Origin of the sequence: Caballeronia sp. EK, from assembly GCF_014384845.1 — a bacterium.
GTDB classification, from domain to species: domain Bacteria; phylum Pseudomonadota; class Gammaproteobacteria; order Burkholderiales; family Burkholderiaceae; genus Caballeronia; species Caballeronia jiangsuensis.
Genome location: NZ_JACSUE010000025.1, coordinates 36,016 through 51,743 on the forward strand (window position 1 = coordinate 36,016; position 15,728 = coordinate 51,743).

General features: G+C 60.1%; 15 protein-coding genes and 2 pseudogenes. 5 read left to right on the forward strand and 12 right to left on the reverse strand.

Annotated features, from left to right (window positions below; genetic code table 11):
• Nucleotides 1-145: 145 nt before the first annotated feature.
• A complete protein-coding gene (locus IAG25_RS37855; protein WP_187609413.1) occupies nucleotides 146-499 on the reverse strand; it encodes a DUF883 family protein in 354 nt (117 codons plus the stop codon).
• A complete protein-coding gene (locus tag IAG25_RS37860; protein WP_187609414.1) occupies nucleotides 435-1,313 on the reverse strand; it encodes a YsnF/AvaK domain-containing protein in 879 nt (292 codons plus the stop codon). Before IAG25_RS37860 ends, IAG25_RS37855 begins: the two co-directional genes overlap by 65 nt.
• 1,189 nt (nucleotides 1,314-2,502) lie before the next feature.
• On the opposite strand from IAG25_RS37860, the pseudogene IAG25_RS41815 reads away from it, so the two are divergent.
• Nucleotides 2,503-2,705: pseudogene (locus tag IAG25_RS41815) on the forward strand (divalent metal cation transporter); the annotation flags it as partial.
• Here the strand turns inward: IAG25_RS41815 and IAG25_RS42345 are convergent.
• Both IAG25_RS42345 and IAG25_RS42350 read right to left on the reverse strand, forming a co-directional pair.
• On the reverse strand, nucleotides 2,651-2,959 hold the full coding sequence (locus tag IAG25_RS42345) for a divalent metal cation transporter (RefSeq protein ID WP_375336569.1): 309 nt from the start codon (nucleotides 2,957-2,959) through the stop codon (nucleotides 2,651-2,653). The pseudogene IAG25_RS41815 and the gene IAG25_RS42345 overlap by 55 nt on opposite strands.
• Nucleotides 2,960-3,149: 190 nt before the next feature.
• Entirely contained in the window at nucleotides 3,150-3,257 is a 108-nt protein-coding gene (locus tag IAG25_RS42350; protein WP_375336570.1) for a hypothetical protein, read from the reverse strand.
• Between the two features lie 415 nt (nucleotides 3,258-3,672).
• Here IAG25_RS42350 and IAG25_RS41820 point away from each other — a divergent pair, with 415 nt between their 5' ends.
• The gene (locus IAG25_RS41820) at nucleotides 3,673-3,906 is read left to right on the forward strand and encodes a DUF6723 family protein (protein WP_309244013.1); all 234 of its coding nucleotides are present in this window, start codon (nucleotides 3,673-3,675) and stop codon (nucleotides 3,904-3,906) included.
• Between the two features lie 526 nt (nucleotides 3,907-4,432).
• On the opposite strand, the pseudogene IAG25_RS41825 reads toward IAG25_RS41820, so the two are convergent.
• The 3 genes and pseudogenes from IAG25_RS41825 to IAG25_RS37875 form a co-directional block, all read right to left on the reverse strand.
• A pseudogene (locus tag IAG25_RS41825) lies at nucleotides 4,433-4,787 on the reverse strand (IS30 family transposase); the annotation flags it as partial.
• Between the two features lie 437 nt (nucleotides 4,788-5,224).
• On the reverse strand, nucleotides 5,225-5,941 hold the full coding sequence (locus tag IAG25_RS37870) for a YrzE family protein (RefSeq protein ID WP_187609415.1): 717 nt from the start codon (nucleotides 5,939-5,941) through the stop codon (nucleotides 5,225-5,227).
• 644 nt (nucleotides 5,942-6,585) lie between these two features.
• Complete coding sequence (locus tag IAG25_RS37875; RefSeq protein WP_222946837.1) at nucleotides 6,586-7,305, reverse strand: hybrid sensor histidine kinase/response regulator; 720 nt, start codon at nucleotides 7,303-7,305, stop codon at nucleotides 6,586-6,588.
• Between IAG25_RS37875 and IAG25_RS37880 the strand changes: the two genes are divergently transcribed.
• A complete protein-coding gene (locus tag IAG25_RS37880) occupies nucleotides 7,283-8,761 on the forward strand; it encodes a CheR family methyltransferase (protein WP_255504275.1) in 1,479 nt (492 codons plus the stop codon). The two genes, IAG25_RS37875 and IAG25_RS37880, sit on opposite strands and share 23 nt — an antisense overlap.
• Nucleotides 8,746-10,482: a histidine kinase dimerization/phospho-acceptor domain-containing protein gene (locus tag IAG25_RS37885; protein ID WP_187609418.1), complete on the forward strand. Its 1,737-nt coding sequence runs from the start codon at nucleotides 8,746-8,748 to the stop codon at nucleotides 10,480-10,482. The genes IAG25_RS37880 and IAG25_RS37885 overlap by 16 nt, the downstream gene beginning before the upstream one ends.
• A 133-nt stretch (nucleotides 10,483-10,615) precedes the next feature.
• On the opposite strand, the gene IAG25_RS42355 is transcribed toward IAG25_RS37885, so the two are convergent.
• The gene (locus IAG25_RS42355; protein ID WP_375336572.1) at nucleotides 10,616-10,738 is read right to left on the reverse strand and encodes a DUF2934 domain-containing protein; all 123 of its coding nucleotides are present in this window, start codon (nucleotides 10,736-10,738) and stop codon (nucleotides 10,616-10,618) included.
• A 1,163-nt stretch (nucleotides 10,739-11,901) separates the two neighbouring features.
• On the opposite strand from IAG25_RS42355, the gene IAG25_RS37895 reads away from it, so the two are divergent.
• A complete protein-coding gene (locus tag IAG25_RS37895; protein WP_187609420.1) occupies nucleotides 11,902-12,753 on the forward strand; it encodes a formate/nitrite transporter family protein in 852 nt (283 codons plus the stop codon).
• Between the two features lie 52 nt (nucleotides 12,754-12,805).
• Here the strand turns inward: IAG25_RS37895 and IAG25_RS37900 are convergent, their stop codons facing one another.
• The 4 genes from IAG25_RS37900 to IAG25_RS37915 are packed head-to-tail and all read right to left on the reverse strand — an operon-like array spanning nucleotide 12,806 to nucleotide 15,726.
• A complete protein-coding gene (locus tag IAG25_RS37900; protein ID WP_187609421.1) occupies nucleotides 12,806-14,086 on the reverse strand; it encodes a cytochrome c in 1,281 nt (426 codons plus the stop codon).
• A gap of 5 nt (nucleotides 14,087-14,091) precedes the next feature.
• Complete coding sequence (locus IAG25_RS37905; RefSeq protein WP_255504276.1) at nucleotides 14,092-14,469, reverse strand: c-type cytochrome; 378 nt, start codon at nucleotides 14,467-14,469, stop codon at nucleotides 14,092-14,094.
• Entirely contained in the window at nucleotides 14,459-15,412 is a 954-nt protein-coding gene (locus tag IAG25_RS37910; protein ID WP_187609422.1) for a cytochrome c oxidase assembly protein, read from the reverse strand. Before IAG25_RS37910 ends, IAG25_RS37905 begins: the two co-directional genes overlap by 11 nt.
• Entirely contained in the window at nucleotides 15,391-15,726 is a 336-nt protein-coding gene (locus tag IAG25_RS37915) for a hypothetical protein (protein WP_187609423.1), read from the reverse strand. The genes IAG25_RS37910 and IAG25_RS37915 overlap by 22 nt, the downstream gene beginning before the upstream one ends.
• Nucleotides 15,727-15,728 lie beyond the last annotated feature (2 nt).

A 15,728-nucleotide genomic window follows, 5' to 3' on the forward strand; every position in this document is an offset into this window, starting at 1 on the left:
TGTCGCTTGACGACCGTCGCGGCGGCCTTGGCGGACTTTGAGGTCGACATGTGGACGAACTAGACGATACGGCTACACGGTACGCAGGCCCCCCCGGGGGTTTTCTCAACGTTCCGTCGGGGCCCGCGTATTACTTCGGATCGGCCTAACGCGAAACCAGCATCCCAACAATCACGCCCCCTAGCGCGGCCATGATGATCGCCTTCCACGGATTGTCATGCACAAAATCGTCAGTTGTATCCGTCGCCACCCTGTAGTTTCTAACCAGCGCATCTTGCATGTCGGACAGCTTGTCTTTCACTCCTGCACGTGCGTCGTTACCTGATGACTTTGTGTCCCACGACTGGGAAGCCTCACGAAAATCGCCGTTCCTAGCGGTCGCGGACGGCTGAGTAGGACCTTCCGGCGGGTCGTCGTTTGCGCTGGTCGGAAATTTAAAGGAACTGTCGGCCTTCTCCGTATTGAGGGAGTCGACCGGATCGTGATTGGTGTTCGGCATAAGTGCCTCCTAATGGCATGGCGGGGAAACTAACCCCGCGGATATGGCTGGTTTCATCGGCCCACGCGAGGGCCGTAGTTGCGGCAACGGGGCGGGGCAGTGGACAGTGTGAGGCAGAAGAAAACGGAAAAAAGGGGACTGCGCCGAAGCTCAGCGCTCGCCCCAGCCGCTCAATCAGCGGGGCGGCTTCTGCACCGGTGGGACAGAAGATCTGTCCTCGGCACGCGCCGACGGAGAATGCTTGACGTCTTCGAACGAAGCAAAAACACCGATTATCCTCTGTGTCATTTCGAGTTCTCCAAAATAAAGGACCAACAGGTCTGTGCGCGCAGTATCTTGCATTACACGCACTGCTTTTCCCGCCGCTTTCAGTCGACCGTGCTCTCTTTTTCCATGGACCCGCCTCGCAGTCTCGGCGTTCGACGACAAGTTCTTCTTTGTTCGTCAGCGCGCGCCGCGTCACATTTTCTTGCGTGTCGGTAGTCCTGACGTGCACCTCCTCCTTCAAAGTAAGTTGCATCCGGACAATCGGGACGTATTCGGAAACCGGGATGATGAGCGTGTCGCCGTCGCGCCGGGGCTCATCTCGCTGTTCGACGGGACGGTTTATCGGCACCCGCCGAACGTCGACCTGCTGACGACGCAGTTGCAACGAGACAGGGTGCATGTTTTCACGCACGTCTTTGCGCACTCGCACCGCGCCCGTTTCCACCGTTGCAACACCGACCGCTATCTCTTCCCTCACTGCCGACACGCGCACTGGTTCGGAAGAATCAGGCCCTGGTATCGCGCCGGATGGCTCCTCTTCACGCATAACTCCTCCTCATCGGCACCTCTCCTGGCTCTGGGGCGGGCTGCCGCAAAACCGTTCCCTCATACACGACCATCTCCGGCACTGAACGGTTGCACCGGTGACGTATCAACGCCAGTTGCGGTGCTTGGGCTTCCTTCAAACAGCGGCTGAAGGCGCAAGCCGGCGCCGAGTCGAGAAGACGTCGATGATCGCGCCTACCACAGTCGCGGCAAAGGAGAAAACCACTCAGATGGGCTGCCCCGTTTGTCATGGGGCCCCGATCATCGCTGGCGTCATCCTTTCGATGATCGGCTACCGCACCATGAGCGCTCGGTACGGAGAAGTTTCATAGGATCATCGAGGTAGTAATCGAACGCGCAAAGCGCTTCAGTCGTACCTTTCCACGAAGCGCAAGCGTTGTGCCCATCAAAGGTCGCTATTCGATTGCTTTTGCGGTGCTGGACGCACACCTGGCAAGGATGCCAATGTACTGACATTTGCTATTACTACGTGAGAATCGCATCGACGCGAGGAAGTCACGTCGCCATACTAAGAAACGATGACCGCGGCGGTCAGGAGAGACCCGGAAGCGGCTCGTCCTGCCCTACGACCGCGCGCACGTCGCTGCGCGCATGGTGGCGGTGCCATGTTGTGTGAACCATTTCTAGAAGGCGGCGCAAATGATAACGACGACGGTAGTTCTGTTGCTCCTTGGCGCGGCACTCGCCGTTTATCTTAACGACACGAACGGCGAGAGCAGTAGTCTGTGGGCGCGATGGGAGCGCGAGCTAACGACAACCGGAAAGACGAATGAAGATGCATGAGCTCGACATCAATGCGTTCATCGTCGCGCAGATCTATTGAAGAGGGGAGAAGATCGCCATCGCGGTCGCCGAAACCCGTATCGAGGCATTGCCGATGCCGCGCTTTCCGGTATCTCCATGCCGGGCGTTAGCCCGTGCGTAGTTCTCGCAAGCTGCGTCGAAAAGCGATTCGATAGCGCGCATCAAGTACTTGCCGTGGAGAGACGACCAAAGAATCGATTCTCGAATCGGCTCAAAATGGCTCCGTCACTCTTGCCTGCACAAGCGCGCACCGCTCAAGCCAACGATCATGCTCGTGCAAAGCAAGCAGTCCACCACGGCGCGCGGGAAAGGCGCCAGCGGCCCATGAGACGTACGTCTGAGGCGAAGCGTAGCATCAGCCCTGTGCCCGTAGCCTGAACGCGACCGGCACCGGCACGCTTGCGGACAAGCGGTGATGGAAGGCTTTTGAACTTCAAAATAGCGCAATGGGCGCGCGCTGCTCAGTCGTGGGCTCGCAATTGAACCGGAGCTCGTGACGGTTAGCTTCTACGGTCAGCATGGATCGACCAAGCTGCTCGTCGCGACACAGGTTGTGCTGAGCCTACAATGCGCTTCGGCGAGATCGTCGATGTCGTGATGGCGGCTCACGTGAAATAGCGCCGCCGCGATCACAAGCAGCGACGCGTTGACAATAAACGCGAGCCCCATCGGCGCGAAGGTATCGATATTCTCGCCCCTGAGCGCGCGGCCGATCATGGTGTCATCAAGACTGGGCGCGTGCTCCTTGACCGGCGCTGAGTGCAGACAAAGGTGGTGCAGCATTACCGTCGCGCCAAGGATGCCGGCGGCAAGCCACAGCATGCCTGCATCTCGAAGCAAGGCCGGCTACGGAGCGAGGCCGCGCAACGCATCGGCCCAGACGAGATGCGCAGGGCGCCAACTCCACGACCAAGCAGAAACCCACGAATGCGATGAGCGCCGCGACCGTGCATTGCGGAGGCCGTCTGCCACGGCCCTGGAGCGCGGGCATGGCAAAAGTGCCAGACGCCGACTAGAGCACGCCTGTCGTAGGCGAGACGCCGAACAGCATTTGCAGGGCGACGGCGCTGCCGACTACCCCCGCCACATCGCACGCAATAATTGCTAGTTCGCACGCCACCCACAAAGGGGGGTCATGCGCCGGCTACAGCGCTCGCGGCAGAGGTTGCCCCGGTCGATGTTGTTAGGGCAGTTCAAAAGCGCGTGTAACGGACAGTAGGGCTCGATGTGGGCTTTCAGTTCGACGTCCCTAACCACAGCAACCTGCATGACGGACTCAATGAGGTCGCCGATTGGAAGCGTGGTTGCGTAGACGCAGCCGTAGATAGGCGGAGACCGGTGTGCCATATCGCACCGGATCGATGCCTTCCGGGACGGAATTCGTTGGGTCAGTCTTCCCAGCCGGCCCGCTGATAGCTTATGGGGACCGGCATTTGCTGGACATGGTTGAACAGTCTGAAGCGCGAGGTGTCATGATGAGTGGAATCGGTAGACGTCCTAGACTCGTTTTGTTCCCGTCGAAATCTGTGCCTGCGATGCCTGGTCACTCTCAAGGCGACTTCCAAATATATGCCTCTTATCGTGGATCGCCTTCGGCTGGGTTCTACGGAACCTTGAAGGTGGTGCGCAAGACTGACGGCCGACTGCTGTATCCGTTTGATGGCGCCTCAGACATCGGCCCGTTCAGTACGAGTACGGGCGCCCTAGCCGCGGCGCAGCAGCGCGGCCTTGCGATTGTCGATGGCGATCTCGCGCAGCCTGAGCTTTAGAATGAACACAACGAATCCAGTTCAGCCTGCTGAACCGATAAGTTCATCGGGCGACGCACGTCAAAAAGGAGTTACCCGGCGAAAAAGCGCGGACTAAATTTCGAAAATGGGTGAGTTCGGCTTCGCCAAATCAACTCAAATTGGCGACACTTCGCCTGTTCGACATCTTTTATCGAAGCCCGGTTCTTGCTACTCTGAGAAAGAGGACGGCTGGGGAACTCAGATAAATCAAGAAATGGCACGACAAAACCAGGAAGTCACACGACAGTTCCTCATTTTTGCGTCCTGCCACTTGGCTCGCCGCTAGCATCGCCAATGCCCTCTGACACCGATGGGCGGACTTGCCCAACAGTGCAATGATCGCGCTTTTCGTCGTGCACGAGGGCACTGTGTACGTGGATTTGCGGTTACGCGTCCTCAGCGCAAGTCATCACGCCCATCGAGCAGATGTTGCATCGCGTGCTGGAGATGGCGCCGGCCACCGGGCGTTGCCATCATCTGCTTGGCCCGTCCTGACGCCGTTGCATCAATCTGCCTCTGCCCGCGATAAGTATAGCGACCGTGCCCGTGCGGGTTTAACCAGTCGATGCCACACCTCTGTTCCAATAAGGATCAGAGGAAAAAGGCGATGAAACGACAGCGAAAGCCGTCGTTGAACGTTCAAACGTTTAGCAATCTTGTTCAATTCGGCTTGCGAGTAGCCGTCAATCGGGACTCCATTGGGAAAGTACTGACGCAGCAGTTCGATCGTGTTCTCATTGCTTCCTCTTTGCCAAGGGCTGCGAGGATCGCAGAAATATCCCTGGACATCGGTGGCGATCGAAAAAAACGCCTTGACTTGCCATCTCCGTGCTGCGATCCCAGGTGATCGATCGGCGCAAAGAGCTGCATCGCGTCAGTCAATGATGCAGAGGCCTAAGTAAAAGTGAGAACTAGGTCCGTCGGGATAACGCAGTTGCAATGTCGGGCGCCTACCACAAGTTGCGCGAGGTATTAAGCGAAGTTGTAAGCGGCCAAATACTTGATCTATTGGGGCAACGTCAATGTGAAAAACCGAGCTATCCATCGTCGGACTGATTCTGTGATATCTGAGGGAAATGCGTCCTCCTTGGTCTCCACGCACGGTGTCTGCGATATGACGACGGTCACCGGTGCGCGTCGGCACCTCACCATCGCGCGGATTCAAGATGCTTGGACTGCTGCTTTGGATGCGGGCTCGCGAGCGGGCAGACAACGCGGCCCACGTCAAGCACCTTGGAATCGGGAGCGATGCGCCTCCGTGGGTCGACCTTGAGCGCGCGGAATTCCGCGATGCCACTTAAGGCCGGGCACCGCGATCGCCTGAACGGGTGCGAGCCAACGCTTCATCCCGGTCTATCGATGCGCCGCCGCTTTCCTCGAAAGGCGGCTGATGCCGAAAGCCTGTGCCGCCCGAAACGATTGCAATGATCGCTCCAACGATCAGCGCAGCAAACGAGAACCAACTCGCACGCGCGATGCCGCGCGCGGCCGTATCCGCGGCCTCACGAGCGTTCTGTTCGGCGTCCGGCCCGGATGCGGCCGACGCAGCTGACGCCACAGCGGCTTGGACCTGCTGCTTGGCCGAGTCAACCAGTTGGTTGCCGCCGCCGGTTTGATTTGCTGCGGTCGCGCCAACCTGCGCACTTGTTGCCGCGATGCTACCCGCCGTGGTCACCGCACCCGTGATCAGCGACGTCATCCCGTAGACGATCAGAAGCGTCATGACGGCCCATGACAACAAGCCATGTAGCCATCCCAGAACAGGCGCACAGCGTCCCGCGAAGTACGAGCCGACAAACACGGCGAGCACTGTCGTCACAATTACCCAAACGCCCGAGCCGAAACCGAACCCGTGCAGAGTGTCTGGTTTGGAAAGCGGAGAGAGCAACGACGCACCAATCGCTGTACCAAGCACACTCATAATCAGGTAGACAATCATGGAAAGAATCACCCCAGCGATGACGGAACCCCACGACAGCCGCGGCAGGCCGTCTTTGGTCGTTAGCAGTCTCATGATGTCTCCCAAGTCTATTTGGCTGTATACGCTGACATCCCGCAATTCGTGTGCCACTTTCGCCAACGACATTCGACGCATCGAGCGCGGTCGAGGCGGTAGAGGGGTTAGGACTAACGAGGGCAGACATTTACGGAACCCGCCTAAAGGCGCGATCGTGCGTAAGCCGGCCGCCAGCGCGGTTTCCGGCCTGCCCCGGGCCATGCAACCGACTGCACCGAGGGAAGCGGCGCAGCCGAGAGCGACATGCGCTGATTGTGCGGCTTGCGAATGAGGAAGCCGTACCGTCCGTCCGGCGAGCGTACTTGTGACTGACGAGTCGAGCACCCCTAGCAGTGCTGCGCGGGCGCAGGCCGCAGCAGCACTCAATGTGTTCGGCGTGGCAGATCGCGTACCGCTGGGCAAACCCCTTGGCCTACGCTTTGCGGCATTCTAGGTACGTCTATCGAGGCGACATCGATTCATGTGCGAGCGGGGTGCCGGCGCAAGCTCGGTGCCGCCGCGGCGCGCTGCTACGTGCATAAAGCCGAGTAGCCATCGGGCCGGTTTCTCACTTAGTCGTGGTACGCGGCGCGATCGGGGGTCTCGCCGGTTCCACCCGCGCTCCTTCCTCCAAATCTTTGAGAGAGAGGACTTGTCGACTCCTAAGGCCTCCGAGGGAACTGAAAGGACGTGATGAGCTGCTTCAAAAGGGTGACGCCGGCTGGCTTAACAAGATAATGATCGAAACCCGCCTGTCTGGCTCGGTCGCGATGCATCTCTCCCGCGTAGCCACTGAGCGCAATTAGCAGGGCATTGGCTAACCTTGGCATTGCACGAAGCCGGCGGCCAATCTCGAAGCCGTCCATGCCCGGCAGCCCAATGTCGAGAAGGACGACTTCCGGATGGAAATCCGTTGCGAGCTGCAGGGCGGATGGACCATCGCATGCGGTCTCTACAACGTAGCCGTCGAGGGTCAAAAGCATCGCCAAGCTTTCGGCCGCATCCGTATTGTCATCCACAACAAGAATTCTGCGCTGCGCGACCACACTGTCGCCACCGACTGCGTCATCCACGGGCGCTGCGAGGGGGCACGCCTGCGACAGTGCAGGAAGCCGAACCACAAACGTGCTCCCTTGGCCCGGACCATCGCTCACAGCCCGGACAGTCCCGTGATGCAGTTCAACCAACTGGTGGACAAGGGCAAGCCCGAGTCCAAGCCCTGCAGACTTGCGGTCGAGCGAGCGCTCAGCCTGCACAAAAATGGTAAAGATGGTTGGCAGGAACTCTGCGGTCATGCCGATACCGTTATCGGTGACCGTCAGCACCGCCTCGTCGCCTTCGCGGACAAGCGAAATCTCAATGCGTCCTTCCAATCGGAGCATGTTGGTTGACCAGCGCCGTATCTGGTTACGCCCGCGTGGCGAGACCCTTGGGCCGCCAATGCCAATCGACGACCTGCTGGATTCACTCGCAAGAGATCAAGGTGTCAACGCCATCGGCATCGTGCTTTCCGGCAGTGGCTCCGATGGCGCGCTAGGGCTACAGGCGATCCAACGCGCAGGTGGCATTACCTTCGCGCAGGATGAGGCGTCGGCGCATTTCAACTGCATGCCGCATGCAGCGATTAGCCTGGGCTGCGTCGATCGCGTGCTGCCGCCCCGCGAGATCGCCAAGGAAATGATGGGGGTGGGAAGACACCCCCATCTGCGGCGAGTGCCGATCGAGGACGCGAACACTCCGGAAGCCGCCGAGACGAATCTGCGCTCCGTCTTCCGCCTGCTTCGAAATGCCTGCAACATCGATTTCAGCCGCTACAAACACGGCACGATCCAACGCCGACTGTCCCGTCGGATGGCATTGCGACAAATGCTGTCGCTGCCCGAGTACGTCGCCGTGCTGGAATCCGATCCCGTGGAAGTCCTGGCGTTGGGGCGCGATCTACTGATTCAGGTGACCAGTTTCTTTCGCGACCCGGAGTCATTCGACGCGTTGAATCAGACAGCCTTTCCCCGTTTTGTCGAGAAAATCGAGTCCAAGTTGCCACTTAGAATCTGGGTGCCCGGCTGCGCGACAGGCGAGGAAGTGTATTCGATTGCAATCTGCCTAATCGAGTTTCTAGGTGAACGGGCGGGGACGGTTCAGGTGCAGATATTCGGCACCGATATCAGCGCGGACGCGCTCGAGGCCGCGCGGGCCGGCCGATACATTGAGAATATCGCGCGAGACGTGTCGCCCGAGCGTCTGGAGCGCTTTTTCGCGCGCGACGGCGACTATTATTGCGTCGACAAGTCGATAAGAGATCTCTGCACCTTTTCCCGTCACGATGTCCTGAGCGATCCACCATTTTCGCGGATGGACCTGGTAAGTTGCCGTAATTTGCTGATCTACCTGAGTGCGCCCGCGCAGCGAACTGTGATGCCACTCTTTCACTACGCGCTGAAGCCCGACGGGGTCCTGATGCTGGGTCCCTCTGAGACGGTGGGCGCTTTCTCGGAACTCTTCGGCGTCATCGAAAACCGCCGTAGCAAGCTGTTCAGTAAGAAGCCCCGTCTCGGGCCGCCGACTGAATTCGTCCGCGCGTCGTCACAGGTCGCGTTATCGCCCGTTGGGTCCGCAACAGTAACCGAGAGCCTATCCGAACCTCGCGCCGCTTCAACGCTGCGCGCCGAGGTTGATCGCGTAACGCTTTTGCGGTACGCCCCCCTGCCGTGCTATGTGACGACGACCTCAACGTCATCGAGTATCGCGGCGATACCTCAGCCTATACGGTCAATCCTAGCGGACCGCCGATTACCAACCTTCAGCGACTTGCACGACCCGAAGTGTTTTTGCCCTTAAACGAAGCCATCAGGCAGGCTCGGCAGGACGGCGTGGCGGTGCGCAAGACCGGGTTGCGCACAGGCGGCCTAGGGGGGCTGCAGGCCACCAGTGTGGAAGTGCATCCGCTCCGGCCCGCCGGCATCGACGGACGCTGGCTGCTGATCTTCTTTGAAAGCGCGGGACCATCGGACGGGCTCGGAGCGCCACGGCAGGACACATTTAAAGATTTGATCGCGCAGACCTTACGACAACGACTGGGACGCAGGATTGCTGCCGCCCAAGGCGCCGATCCCAGAGACGAGGAGATTATCCGCCTGAATGCCGAGATAGGGGCCATGCGCACGCAACTTCGGACCATGCTCGAAGAGCATGAAAGCGCTCGCGAGGAGCTCAAATCAAGCGAAGAAGAACTGCTTTCGAGTAACGAGGAATTCCAAAGCACCAATGAAGAGCTAGAGACCGCCAAGGAAGAGCTCCAGTCGCTGAACGAGGAGCTGTTGACCACCAACGACGAGCTGCGCTACCGCAATCAGGAACTTAAGACGCTCCACGACGATATGGTTCGCGCGCGCGATTATGCGGACGGGATCATCGATACGATGTCCGAGCCGCTCCTTGTGCTCAAGCCGGACTTGCGCGTGACGCGCGCCAATCGCGCCTTTTATCAAACTTTTCATACCGCTCCGGAAGTTACGATCGGCACCCTGTTGTACGCGTTGGGCAATGGGCAATGGAATATTCCGCGGCTACGTGAGTTGCTCGAGACGATTTTGCCGCAGCAGACGGTCGTCCGCGATTTCGAAATTACGCACAGTTTCCCCACCATCGGTCCGCGTACGATGCGGCTGAGCGCTGCCCGGGTAATCGGCCGCGAGCTCGATTTGATCGTGCTTACCGTCGAAGACATTACCCTGCATCAACGCGCGGTCGAGAGAATGGAACTGGCCGATCGGCAGAAAGACGAGTTCCTCGCGATGCTCGCGCATGAACTGCGCAACCCGCTCGCGGCGATTCGCACAGGACTAGAAATTTGGGGACGCGAAAATGTCGACGAGCAAACCCAAGCACTGGCGAGAACGGCAGCCAAGCGCCAACTGGATCATGAGGTCGGATTGGTTGATGATCTGCTGGACGTGTCACGAATTACACGCGGCATTATTAGGCTTACTTTGGCACCGATCGATTTCGCACAGGTCGTGCAACAAGGCGTTGCCGTGCTGCGCGCCGATAACGACGCTCGCCGGCACGAGTTGACGCTCGCGCTGATTCCTCAGGACGTGATAGTCGAGGGCGATGCGATGCGCCTCGAGCAAATCGTGACAAATTTGGTGGGCAACGCAATCAAGTATACGCCTTGCGGCGGTCCGCGTGGAGACGCGCCTTCATCGCTGCGTCGGATTTTGGCAGTTGGACGAATGATCGTAGTGGTCGGGAAAGATCCGACCGACCAGATCGTCATACTCGGTCGGCTGTGCTTTCACGATAGCTCGGAGCATCTTGATGAAAGCGTTGCCGTCCTCCAGGTTTTCCACAATCACCCTAGCTGTGCGCAGAGATATCGTCTCCGCAAGTGGAGGAGCAGCACCGTCGTCCAACAGAAATTTGAATCGGTGAACCTCCACCGACGCTTGCGTAGGAGGGCACTCGTGGGCAATTATTGTTGCTTTCAATTTATTCGTCCGAGTCGCGTGCAGGCGAGCTATGCAAGGCATCCCTCTACACGTCGGTTACAGCGGTGACACCGCGCAGCTTCACGCCCAGAGCCTCGCATTCCCCGCTCACTTCGCACATTTTTTGTGATTTGCCGTTCGCCGACGTTTGGGTGGATTTTTCCCGTGACGCTTCTGTTTGCAGCGATGCCTTTGCCTATTCCTAAAAGGCCTCCGCGAGGCCTTCTGGACTACCCTGATGCTCCCAAATCTCGTAGGCCCGCCGGCGAATCCGATCATCCTTGCTGTATGCGTCCATCGTCTTCGCTCCGGTAACGCAATGCATCGCCCAAACGCTACGCCGTGGTCGACGCACGGGTAGCAACGGTGAGCAACCCTTGTACCACGACGTCGAATTCACGTGTACGGCTCCTGAGATTCATGCGCGACTTGAAGAAGAGATCTTCTATCCGGCGCTGAGCGCCGCGATGCCAACGGACGACGCCCCTCGTTGAGAGCAAGCACGGACATGACAAGATGCGCGAAGACATCGCCCAATTGCGCGCAACGGCCCTAACGATGCCGCTTGCGACGCACGCTTCATGCACCTGATGCAGGAAGTAATCGACCATGTCGCCGACGAGGAGACAGTGTTGTTACCGACTGCCGAGCGCGCGCTCGCGTCCCGGCTCTCGCTGCTCGGCAGCGCATGACCACGCGCAGGCTGCAACTTGTCGCGCAGAGCTGCCTCTCAGCGGTTGCCGCTAACACGATCGCGACGTTTCCGGCCGCCTCGCTCGCAATGGTGTCGACCGGTGCCTTCGTGTTGACGAATTGGCTGCGGGTCATGCGCCATAGCCGGCAGTCGCATAAAGAATGAACCTGCGAGGATCCGGGCGCAAAGCAGGAGACGGTATTCCCGTAGCACGTTTGGACTGGGCTTGTTCGCGCGGGTGGTTCTGCAAGCGGGACGGGGCGCGCCAAGAGGAAGCGCTTGACGGCTTGCGGCCAGAAAAAGCGCTCGATCAATAGTTCCCGCGCTATCAACAAGATAGAGCGCACAGGGGCCAGTTTGTAAGTGGATCGGCGTTGTCGGGTCATGAGTGGGCGCGCAGTGGACAGGCTTTCACATCGTTCGCGACGGCCGCCATGTGTTGCGTGGCCCTGCTCGGCCGGTCGATAGACTAAATTCAACCGCTTCGCCGATAAAGAGGCCCCGTAAGATCGGCATCGCACCATGAAGGTGGTCACGATTCCTCGATTGAAAGAGCACGCGTCCCCGTCGTTCGCATCCCCGTTGCTATACCTTCGTCGTCCCACCGCCGTTGCACGTCAGCCGCGCTGCTGCGAACTGGCGGCGCCGAGCGGTGATGGTCAAGCCAGGAACGCGTCATGCGCTTCAGGACACGCATTGAGCAGGGCGACACGGGCTGACTCGGTGCGAACAACCGCCAAAAGACGGCTGTTCGGTATGTGATCGTGCGCAACGTGTTCTTTCGGGGGAGTGGCATGTCCGATCAAACCGCAGGTGCTGGGTCCCCACACCTTGACCGCAGCGAGCGAGAACAGGCGGCCGACCACTCGACACCGCATCCACTCGTTATCCACGAAGTTGTCCGAGAAGAGGGCGAGGCTGCAATGGAGCGCAGCGGCGCCTCGCTCGTGTGGTCGGCACTTGCGGCGGGTCTCTCGATGGGATTCTCATTTCTTGTCCAGGCGATCCTCGAAGGTGCGTTGCCCAATACTGGCTGGCGCCATTTGATTGCAAGCCTTGGCTACACCATCGGGTTTGTGTTTGTGATTCTTGGCCGTCAACAACTCTTTACGGAAAGCACCTTGACGGCAGTACTTCCCGTCCTCACGCGTCGCAACCTTCATACGCTTGTTAAGACGCTTCGGTTGTGGGCGATCGTTCTTTGCTTCAATCTGGTAGGGACTACGGTTTTCGCCGCGCTGCTGCAGTTCAAAGACGTGTTCGGGCCTGATGTTACAACTGCGCTCGCGGAGGTTGCACGTGCGCCGTTCAGTGCGCCCTTCGGTGTCACGCTAATACGGGCTGTGTTTGCAGGTTGGTTAATCGCGCTGATGGTTTGGCTGTTGCCGAGTGCGCGTTCGGCCCGTCTCGCGACGATTCTTCTCGTCACTTACACGGTGGGCGTGAGCAAACTCGCGCACGTAATCGCAAGTTCGGCCGAGGCCGCCTATGCGGTGATGATCGGTGCGGTTACGGTTCGGGATTACTTCAGCGTCTTTTTGCTGCCGACTCTCATCGGCAACATGCTCGGTGGAATCGCAATGGTGGCAATCATAAACCATGCGGCCATCGCGCCGGAGATCGACGACGCACGGCGGGAGGAGTAAGCCGCGGCTGTGTGCTTCAAAGACAGTCCCGTCACTCAATAAAGGGTGTACGTCACTTGTGCAGCGAACTTCGTAGTGACGCGACGTCGTTCGCCGTCACCGGACGTGCGTCGTTGCCCCAGGATGCACGGACATAGGTGAGCACCTGCGCGATTTGTACGTCGCTAAGCCGATCCGCGAACGCGGGCATCGACTGACGCGTGGGACCGTGCACGGTTGCCGGGCTGTTACCGCCTTCGACGACGAGTCGTATCAACGAGGTCGTGTCTTCACTGATCACTGATGGATTTCCTGTGAGGGCCGGAAACACCTTCGCGACGCCGCGTCCGTCGTCACGATGACATTGTGTACAGAATCCCGCGTACACTGCCGCACCTTGCGCAGGCGGGACATCGGGCGCACGCGTCTTGAGTTGCCCACGCTGTGCGAGCACGGGATCGAAGACGCCGTCGGCCGCGCCGGTAGCGGGCAGGCTCTTGAGATACACGGCGATCGCTCGTACGTCGTCGTCGCTCAGGTACTGGAGGCTGTCTTCAACCGTCTGTACCATGCTGCCAAAGGCAACCATGCCCGCGCCGTGACCCGTCCTGAGGAATGCCGCGACGTCGTTGGGCGCGATGCGTCCGAGCCCCGAGCCGGCGTCACCGCGAAGACTGAGTGCAAACCAGTTGTCATTGATGTTGCCGGCCAGAAATTTTGCCGACGAATCGTCGTACCCCTGTTCCTGATAGACCATTCCGCGCGGGGAATGGCACGAGCCGCAATGTCCCAGCGACTGCACCAGATACGCACCGCGGTTCCAGGTGGCATCGCGGCTCGCATGCGGTTCGAACTGCTTTTTCGGCGCGAAGGCCACGCGCCACAGCCGCAGCGCCCAGCGTTGGTTGAACGGAAACGGCACCTTCGTCGGCGGCGGGTGGTATTTCACGGGCGGTACGCCGTGCATCATGTAGGCGTAAAGCGCATGCATATCCTCGTCATTCATCTTCACGAAAGACGGATAAGGCATCGCGGGATACAATCCCTTGCCGCCCGGCGCTACGCCCTCGCGCAGGGCCCGGGCGAAATCCTCGTAGCTGTAATTGCCGATCCCGGTCTCCTTGTCCGGCGTAATGTTGCTGCTGACGATTGTGCCAAATGGCGAAGTGAGGCCAAGGCCGCCTGCAAACGGTGCGCCGTTGAGCGGCGCGGTATGACAGCCTGCGCAGTCCCCCGCCTTGGAGACATACTCGCCACGCGCGAGCAACTCCGGCGAAAGTGCGTCCTGCGCAAAACCGACCCGGCAGGGCAACAACGCAGTGAGCAGAAGGAGGGCGGGAAGGGCGGTACGCATTGCGCTCACTGGTGGTATAGATAGGCGGCGATGTCGCGCGCATCGGTTTCATTCACATCGAGATCGGGCATCGCGTTGCCCGGCACGACGCGTTGCGGAAAGCGGATCCATGTTTGCAGATTGTCGGGCGAGTTGGGCAGCTTGCCAGCTACGTAGGCGCGCTCGCCAATTTTCTCCAGCGTGGGACCGACACTGCCATATGCGCCGGGCACCCCGTCGATCCGATGGCACGCGCCGCAGCCATAGCGCTGGATTGCTTTGAGGCCGCTTTGCGGATTGCCGCCGGTGATGGCATCAGACGCGGGCGGTCGGCCTTCGCATGCGGCGAGCGCGAGGCATATCAGAAGGGCGGTTGAGAGGCGGCGCATATCGTTAGCCTTCATGCGACATGTTCGCTGCGACGTGAGGCTGCGCGCGCCGCATCAGCAAACGGGCGCCCACCCAGAGACCGCCAATCAGATAAGCCAAGCCGCCCGGCACCCACATGACGAGCCCCCCGAGCTGCTGGTCCTGCAGCGGATCGAAGCCGAGGGCGAGCGTCGTCTCGATGCACGACGGATACCAGACGCCCGGCGCTAGCGTCAGCAACGCTCCGAGCGCGCCGGTATGAACCATCGTCGTGAACAGCGAAAGCATCGCGTGCGCGCTGCCAGTGGCTTGCGTACTGGATGGCCGCCCGAACACCGTCCACCAGAACAGCAACGCGCTGCCCAGAAAACTCGCATGTTGCAACGTATGGATGCCGGGGCGCGCGAGCGCTGACTCGAAGAAACGCGGCGCATGCCAGCACCAGAGCGCCGCCGCGTGCAACGTCCAAGCGACGGCGGGCGCGGTCAGCCATTGCCAGGGCGCCTTGATCCAGGGCGAGCGCACCGCCGCGCCAATGGCTGCTCTTGCGCCGCTTGGAAACGCCCACATCCACATGCCGAATGGCCGCCCGATCACAAGCAGTGGCGCCGCCAACAACATCAGCAACTCGTGCTGGAGCATGTGGGCCGAGAACAGCCACTCGCTCAACGCGTGCAGGGGCGACACCAGCGCGAGTACCAGCGCGAGCCATCCGGCGCTGAAAGCACCGAGCCGCATCGAGCGGCTGGCGCGACCCTGCGTGCCGCGTCGACGTAACCGCGTATATCCGGCGATATACAGCGCAAGGCTTACCAGCAGCGCGATCACCACCCACCACTCAAAGGTCCACGCGAGCGGCGATGCATCCGTATGTGATGCGTCTGGCGATAGCGCATGCGCCCGCGCTGCCTTGCTCCAAACGACCATGCAGGCAAGGGCGGCCGCAAAGGCCCTTCTCAGCAGGCGGGAAGTATCCATTGCGGTATCGAAAGAGCGATGACGGCCAATCCAGACAACGCACCTACGCCCGCCGCCACCGCGGCGACGAAGCCGGGCCGTGCGGGCAGGGCGGACGCATCGTCCGTCGGGTTGGAATGGGTATGTCGGGCGTCGCGCCAGCGCTGCCAGGCAAGCAGCGTCGCCAGTACGCACGTGACGAGACTTGCGCCGCTCACGCCGTCAAGCAGTGCGTGGCTCGACAGGCGACAGGCTGGCGCTAGCAGCGCGTAGTTGATGCTGAGACAGGCCAACACGATCGACGGAGCGCCCAGAAGCGCGAGGCAGGTTTTCATGA

Coding starts and splice junctions, on each gene's coding strand:
- IAG25_RS37905 (WP_255504276.1), bottom strand. CDS start 14,469: ATGAAGGCTAACGATATGCGCCGCCTCTCAACCGCCCTTCTGATATGC.
- IAG25_RS37910 (WP_187609422.1), bottom strand. CDS start 15,412: ATGGATACTTCCCGCCTGCTGAGAAGGGCCTTTGCGGCCGCCCTTGCC.
- IAG25_RS37915 (WP_187609423.1), bottom strand. CDS start 15,726: ATGAAAACCTGCCTCGCGCTTCTGGGCGCTCCGTCGATCGTGTTGGCC.
- IAG25_RS37875 (WP_222946837.1), bottom strand. CDS start 7,305: ATGCTCCGATTGGAAGGACGCATTGAGATTTCGCTTGTCCGCGAAGGC.
- IAG25_RS42345 (WP_375336569.1), bottom strand. CDS start 2,959: ATGCTGTGGCTTGCCGCCGGCATCCTTGGCGCGACGGTAATGCTGCAC.
- IAG25_RS37900 (WP_187609421.1), bottom strand. CDS start 14,086: ATGCGTACCGCCCTTCCCGCCCTCCTTCTGCTCACTGCGTTGTTGCCC.
- IAG25_RS37880 (WP_255504275.1), top strand. CDS start 7,283: ATGCGTCCTTCCAATCGGAGCATGTTGGTTGACCAGCGCCGTATCTGG.
- IAG25_RS37870 (WP_187609415.1), bottom strand. CDS start 5,941: ATGAGACTGCTAACGACCAAAGACGGCCTGCCGCGGCTGTCGTGGGGT.
- IAG25_RS37895 (WP_187609420.1), top strand. CDS start 11,902: ATGTCCGATCAAACCGCAGGTGCTGGGTCCCCACACCTTGACCGCAGC.
- IAG25_RS37855 (WP_187609413.1), bottom strand. CDS start 499: ATGCCGAACACCAATCACGATCCGGTCGACTCCCTCAATACGGAGAAG.
- IAG25_RS42355 (WP_375336572.1), bottom strand. CDS start 10,738: ATGCATTGCGTTACCGGAGCGAAGACGATGGACGCATACAGCAAGGAT.
- IAG25_RS37860 (WP_187609414.1), bottom strand. CDS start 1,313: ATGCGTGAAGAGGAGCCATCCGGCGCGATACCAGGGCCTGATTCTTCC.
- IAG25_RS41820 (WP_309244013.1), top strand. CDS start 3,673: ATGCCTGGTCACTCTCAAGGCGACTTCCAAATATATGCCTCTTATCGT.